This is a genomic window from Mesorhizobium sp. WSM4840 (genome assembly GCF_055811755.1).
In genome coordinates this window covers 104,313-110,369 of record NZ_JBVVQD010000013.1, presented here as the reverse complement: position 1 = coordinate 110,369, position 6,057 = coordinate 104,313, and the positions used below count along the sequence as shown (strand labels likewise).

Genomic DNA, 6,057 nt, shown 5'->3' with positions numbered 1-6,057 from the left:
GGGTTGGGGGCCCTACCCCCAAAAAAACGCGGGCCCCCCGCGGGCTTGGCGGGGGGGGGCGGTTTTGCAAACCCCCCCCCCGGTTTTTTCTCAAACCCGGCGGGCCCCGCCTATAGCCGGGGGCCCACGGCCTTGGCGGATCATATACAGGTGTTGCCATGGACATGATGAACAGTTTTGGAAAGATCACGGCGCCGACCCTTTCCAAGACCGATTTCAACTATGAAACGGAGTGCAAGACGGCGCTGGCGCCGCTTGTCGACGGATTGCTGGACGCGGTCGAGTCGGCCGGCTGGGACCGTCGCAAGGCGGCCTATACGTTGATGTTCCTGTCGGCTCAGCGATTGGGAGCCGGCAAGGAGTAGACGGCGCGCGACCTTCATGGCGTTCGCCCGCCGCAACGATCTTCTTGCACCGCAGACGAATGGGACGGTCGCGAGCGGTGCGTTCGCAGCCGACTAATGCTCCGGCCTGAGTGGAAGACGAAGCGCGCCGAGCGCAGGAACACGCGCGCCTAAGCTCGTGGCAAGGGCCTGCGCATGATAAACGACGCATGGCCTTCCGCGCCGTGGGACGAAGGCCTGCGCTCGACCACTTCGAACCCGTGCTTGCGATAAAAGGCCAGCGCCCGGTCGTTCCCCTCGATCACTTCAAGCGCGATGCTGGGAATTCCCGAATGAGCGGCAAGGACGGCGTGCAGCATATCGGCGGCCAGCCCTGTGCCGAACTCGCTGTTGTCGATGTGGAGCCGGTCGAGCATGACGTTGCCGGTTTCATCCATCTCGGCCATCACGTAGCCGGCGATAGAGCCGTCCGGCCGTTCCGCAACGAAAGACATCTTGTTGTCGTCTGCCAGTTCCGCCGCGATCTTCTGCGGCGCGTGGTAGTCGTCCGAGATGCGTGCCGTGGTCTCGGCACCGATGATTGGCGAGTAGGTCCGGCGCCAGGACTCTCCAAGGAGCCGCGACACCGACGGCACGTCCCGTTCGGTCATGGCCCTGATTTGAGTCATCGCTACTACCTCCCCGGCAGTTTATTGCATCGCATCCTTCGCGCCTCGGATCATCGTCTCACCCGCGATTTCAGCCAGCGGTCGAAGGCCACGGCGAGGATGAGGATCAGGCCGATGACGATGCTCTGGGTGTAGGACGAGACGTTGTTGAACTGCAGCCCATTCTGCAGCACGCCGATCAGTGCCGCACCCACCACCGTGCCGCCGACCGAGCCAATGCCGCCGAACAGCGAGGTGCCACCGATGACGACCGCCGAGATCACCGTCAGTTCGTAGCCGATGCCGGCGACGGCTTCCGAGGAATTGAGCCTGGCCGACAATACGAAGGCGGCGAGGCCGGCGAAGAAGCCGACGATGACATAGACCGAGATCAGGATACGGTCGACGCGCAGGCCCGACAGCCGCGCCGCCTCGGCATTGCCGCCGACGGCGTAGACGGCGCGGCCGTAGCGCGTGTAGCGCAGCACGATGTGGCAGAGGATTGCCGCCGCCGCGAAAATGATCGCCGGCACCGGGACCGGGCCGATCAGCCCGGTGCCGAACCAGCGCATCGAGGCGTCGAAGCCGGAGATCGGGCCGCCGTTGGAGATCGTCAGCGTCAGGCCGCGAAAGACGGTGAGGCCGCCAAGCGTGACGACGAAGGGCGGCACCTTCAGCCTGGTGATGGCAAAGCCCTGGACGCCGCCGGCCAGGGCGCCGATGACGACGGCAGCCAATAGGGCTGCGAACCAGCCAAAGCCTTGCGTGCCGGACGTCGACAGCGACAGCGTGTTGGCGGTGCCGCCCTTGGCCACCACCGCCGCGACCATGCCGCAGAAAGCCAGCAGCGAACCGACCGACAGGTCGATGCCGGCAGTGAGGATGACGAAGGTCATGCCGAGCGCGATCAGCCCGGTGATCGAGATCTGCCGCATGATGTTGAAGATGTTGATGGGGTCGATGAAGCTCGGCTTCAGGACGGTGAAAACAACGATCAGCAGCGCCAGGAACATCAGCGGGCCGAAGCTCATCAGCAGGCGCGCGACATTGATGCCGCCGCGCTGGGTCTGTTCGGTCGTGCTGGTCATTGCGTCGCTTCCTGCGTTTGATCGAGCGCCATCAGTTCCATCAGTTTTTCCTCGGTCGCCTCGATGCCGGGCATCTCGCCGGTGATGCGTCCGCGCCGCATGGTGACGATCCTGTCCGACACCGCAAGCACCTCCGGCAGTTCGGACGAGATCATCATGATGGCGATGCCGCGCGCTGCGAGCTGCACCAGGATCTGGTGCACCTCGGCCTTGGCGCCGACATCGACGCCGCGTGTCGGTTCATCGACAATCAGCACCTTGGGGTCGCGCGCCAGCCAGCGGGCAAGGATGACCTTCTGCTGGTTGCCGCCGGACAGCCCCTCTATGGGCTGCTCGGGCGAGGCCATGCGGATAGACAGCGTCTTCCTGTAGCTTGCCAGCGCTTCGCGCTCGCGGCGCTCGGCCATGAAGCCGGCGGCGTTGGAGTAGCGGCCGAGGGCGGCGATGGAAAAATTGGTGAGGATGCCGAGCGCGGCGAAGATCGCCTGGTGCTTGCGGTCTTCCGGCACCAGGCCGATGCCGAGCGCGATGGCGTCGGCGGGTGTTTCAGGCGCGATCGGCTTGCCGTCGAGCGCGATGGTGCCGGCGGCAATGCGGTCGGCTCCGAAGATGGCGCGGGCCAACTCGGTGCGGCCGGAGCCGACGAGGCCGGCGACGCCGAGGATCTCGCCCGCCTTGAGGTCGAGATCGACGCCTTCGAGCACGATGGCGTGCGGCGCTTGCGGATCGCGCACCGTGCGCAGGCCGCGCACGGAGAGCCTGACGTCGCCGGCGACGTCGCGCAGCGTCGGCCTGGCATAAAGCTCGGACGCGGCGCGGCCGACCATCTTCTCGATGATTTTCGGCAGCTTGATCGGCCCGCCGTCGCGGTCGAGATGGCCGGCCAGCCTGCCGTCGCGCAGCACCGTCATGCGGTCACAGATGGCAGAGGCCTCTTCCAGCCTGTGGGTGACGAACATGATGGCGACGCCATCCTTGCGCAGCCGGCCCATAATCGACATCAGCTTCTGCACTTCGGTTTCGGTCAGCGCCGAGGTCGGCTCGTCCATGATGATGAGGCGGCTCTTCAGCGACAGCGCGCGGGCGATCTCGACCAGCTGCTGTTCGGCGACAGACAGTGCCGACACCGGCGTAGTCGGGTCGAGGTCCAGACCAACGCGGGCGATGATCGCGCGCGAGTCTTCCTCCATCTTCCGCCAGCTGACCAGGCCGAGCGGCCCGAGCGGCGCGCGGCCGATAAAAATATTCTCCGCCACGGTGAGCGTCGGGATCAGGCTCAGTTCCTGGTAGATGGTGACGATGCCGAGGCGCTTGGCGTCCTGCGGGTTGTGGGGATTGAATTCGACGCCGTCGAAGACGATGCGGCCGCTGGAGGGCGGCATCACGCCGGAAAGGATCTTGAGCAGAGTCGACTTGCCGGCGCCGTTCTCGCCGAGCAGGCCGAGGATTTCGCCGGGCCGAACCTCGAGCGAGACATCGCTGAGCGCGGTCACGCCGGCAAAGCGCTTGGTCACGCCTTCTACGACGAGGAGGGCGGGCGATGGCGACGTCGTTGCCGCTTCTGCTGGAGACAAAAAATCCTCCTGAAAGATGAGATCGATCGTTCCGATTGTTACACAAGGTTGGCGGGACAGCGCCCCCCTCTGTCCTGCCGGACATCTCCCCCACAAGGGGGGAGATTGCGCCTTCATCACTGGTTTCGCCAATCACCAACGTTGCAGAGGAGAGCCTGCGTCGAAGCTGCCAATCTCCCCCCTTGAGGGGGAGATGTCCGGCAGGACAGGGGGGGGCGCGGCAGAACGCTACTTTTGCCGCTATGCGCCCTCGGCGTCGCTTACTTCGTCTCGCTCAGCCTTTCCGCCTTGTCGAGATTGTCCTTGCCGATGACGATCGGCGTCAGCAGCACGAGCTTTTCCTTCGGCTCGGTCTTGTCCTTGGCATAGGCGACGGCGATCTGCACCGCGGTGCGCGACTGCTCGCCGGGGAACTGTTCGACGGTGCCGGCCAGCTTGCCGTCGCGCACGGCGACCAGCGCTTCGGGAAGCGCATCGAAGCCGTAGATCTTGACGTCGGTGAAGTTGCGCGCCGCGCAGGCTTCTACCGCGCCAAGCGCCATGTCGTCATTGGCGCAGATGATCGCGTCGGGCTTGCCATTGGCGGCAAGGCCGGCCTCGGTGACGGACAGCGCCTCGGCGCGGGCGAAATTGGCGGTCTGCTCGAAGACGATCTGGTACTTGTCCTTCAGCGGATCGAGCACGTTGTGCACGCCCTTGTTGCGATCGATCGCCGGGCCGGCGCCGGGCTGGCCCTGCAGATGGAAGATCTTGGCGCCGTTCGGGAACGCCGCCACCATGGCCTGCGCCTCGGCCTCGCCGCCTTTGACATTGTCGGCGCCGACATGGGCGAGAATGCCTTCGACGCCGTCGACGCGGCGGTCGATGGTGACGACGGGGATGCCGGCCTGGACCGCCTGCTCGATGGCCGGCGCCAGCGCGTTGACGTCGAGCGGCGAGATGACGATGGCGTCGACCTTCTGCACAAGCGCCGCCTCGATATCGGCGGTCTGCTTTGGCGCCGAATTCTGGCCGTCGCTCTCGGTCAGGTTGACGCCTTGCGCCTGCGCCTCCGCCTTGATCTGGTTCAGCATGTGAACGAAGAACGGAAAGCCGAGGCTCGGCACCGAACCCAGGATGGTCAGCTTGTCCTGGGCAAAAGCCGGTTGCGGAGCGGCCAGAGCCATTGTGCCGATCGCCACGGACGACAGCAGGAATTCACGTCTGTTGATCAATTTAGTCTCCTCCACATGAGCGCACGACCCCGAAAACCGGAATGTGTCTCCGGCAGGTTGATGCGTCGATCTAGAAATGGAGTGTCCTTTGAGCGCCCAAGGGGACGCAACGGCGCTCCAGCCGGTCCACCGCGACGTTCTCCTCCGCTCGGCGCCGGCGCGCGGATGCTAGCCAAGGCCGGAGGTTTGCGCAAGAACGGCAGGATTCGGTCCGGTCGGGTCCCTGGCTTATCCTTCGGCGCTTCGCAGGAGGTTCGCCGGACCGTCTTGAGGATAATCTCTCAGTCCACCACCGCCGGCTTGCTGATTTCGGATTTGTCGGTTGTCAGCGACAGCAAGGTGATTGATCCAAATACGACCGCAGCACCGACTGCTGCGGTCGGCGACAGCCGCTCGCCCAAAAATATGGCAGCGCCAATCGCTCCGAACACGCTCTCCGCGCTGACGATCACCGCGGCATGGCTGGCGGATGTGAAGCGTTGAGCGACCGTCTGGATGCCGAAGGCGGCCCCGGTCGAGAAGATGCCGAGCACGGCGAGTTCCGGGCCTGCATCGCTGATGGCGGCCAGCGACAGATTACCCTGGAGGGCGCCGAGCGGCAGGGTGAGCACGGCGGCGCCGAGAAATTGCGCGGCAGCCGCCGCGACCGGCGCGCCGTGGGTCTGCATGTGGCGACCAAGCTCCACCATCCAAAGCGCGTAGCACGCGGCCGAAAGTATCGCAGCGAGATCGCCCTGGCTGAAGCTGGTGGTCAAGCCTCCGGACAGCAGCAGGACACCGACCACTGTCATGGCAGCCGCAAGCCCGCCAACAGCAGTCGGGCGCTCGCCAATCAGCAACCAGGCGGCGAGCGGTGTCATCACCGTTGCGGTGCTCACCAGGAAGCTCGCATTGGTAACCGAGGTGTCGAGATAGGAGACCTGCTGGATGATGATCGAAATTGAAAACAGAACGCTGACTTTGGCGAGGCTCATCCAGTAGCCGGGCCCGGATTTCCTTCCCCATTCGAGCATCGTCAGCGGCGCGACCATGAGCCCCGCGATCAGGCAGCGCATGCCCACGGCGCTGAGCGGATCGAGATGATCCAGCACAGTCTTCTGCGCAACATTACCGAAGCCCCAAAAGGCAGCAGCAAGCAGAAGCAGACAGTTGGCCTGCACCTTCGACATATCGATGTCTCGACAAAGCTT

General features: G+C 64.8%; 6 protein-coding genes. 1 reads left to right on the top strand and 5 read right to left on the bottom strand.

Annotated elements, in window-relative coordinates:
• Window positions 1–158 precede the first annotated feature (158 nt).
• Complete coding sequence (locus AC0L3I_RS18680; RefSeq protein WP_473488920.1) at window positions 159–365, top strand: hypothetical protein; 207 nt, start codon at window positions 159–161, stop codon at window positions 363–365.
• Between the two features lie 149 nt (window positions 366–514).
• Here the strand turns inward: AC0L3I_RS18680 and AC0L3I_RS18675 are convergent, their stop codons facing one another.
• The 5 genes from AC0L3I_RS18675 to AC0L3I_RS18655 all read right to left on the bottom strand — a co-directional run bounded on the left by AC0L3I_RS18675 (window position 515) and on the right by AC0L3I_RS18655 (window position 6,036).
• Window positions 515–1,012: a GNAT family N-acetyltransferase gene (locus AC0L3I_RS18675; RefSeq protein ID WP_473527857.1), complete on the bottom strand. Its 498-nt coding sequence runs from the start codon at window positions 1,010–1,012 to the stop codon at window positions 515–517.
• Window positions 1,013–1,062: 50 nt separating this feature from the next.
• Window positions 1,063–2,079, bottom strand: coding sequence for an ABC transporter permease (locus AC0L3I_RS18670; protein WP_473488919.1), 1,017 nt, complete (start codon window positions 2,077–2,079; stop codon window positions 1,063–1,065).
• Complete coding sequence (locus AC0L3I_RS18665; protein WP_473527856.1) at window positions 2,076–3,653, bottom strand: sugar ABC transporter ATP-binding protein; 1,578 nt, start codon at window positions 3,651–3,653, stop codon at window positions 2,076–2,078. Before AC0L3I_RS18665 ends, AC0L3I_RS18670 begins: the two co-directional genes overlap by 4 nt.
• A gap of 260 nt (window positions 3,654–3,913) precedes the next feature.
• Window positions 3,914–4,864 carry a substrate-binding domain-containing protein gene (locus AC0L3I_RS18660; RefSeq protein WP_473488963.1) on the bottom strand — a complete coding sequence of 317 codons (951 nt, stop codon included), beginning with the start codon at window positions 4,862–4,864 and terminating at the stop codon, window positions 3,914–3,916.
• Window positions 4,865–5,148: 284 nt separating this feature from the next.
• On the bottom strand, window positions 5,149–6,036 hold the full coding sequence (locus tag AC0L3I_RS18655; RefSeq protein WP_473488917.1) for a DMT family transporter: 888 nt from the start codon (window positions 6,034–6,036) through the stop codon (window positions 5,149–5,151).
• Window positions 6,037–6,057 lie beyond the last annotated feature (21 nt).

What these genes read in the sequence shown, in the direction of transcription:
- AC0L3I_RS18680 (WP_473488920.1), top strand. Translation starts at nt 159, where the DNA reads ATGGACATGATGAACAGTTTTGGAAAGATCACGGCGCCGACCCTTTCC.
- AC0L3I_RS18675 (WP_473527857.1), bottom strand. Translation starts at nt 1,012, where the DNA reads ATGACTCAAATCAGGGCCATGACCGAACGGGACGTGCCGTCGGTGTCG.
- AC0L3I_RS18670 (WP_473488919.1), bottom strand. Translation starts at nt 2,079, where the DNA reads ATGACCAGCACGACCGAACAGACCCAGCGCGGCGGCATCAATGTCGCG.
- AC0L3I_RS18655 (WP_473488917.1), bottom strand. Translation starts at nt 6,036, where the DNA reads ATGTCGAAGGTGCAGGCCAACTGTCTGCTTCTGCTTGCTGCTGCCTTT.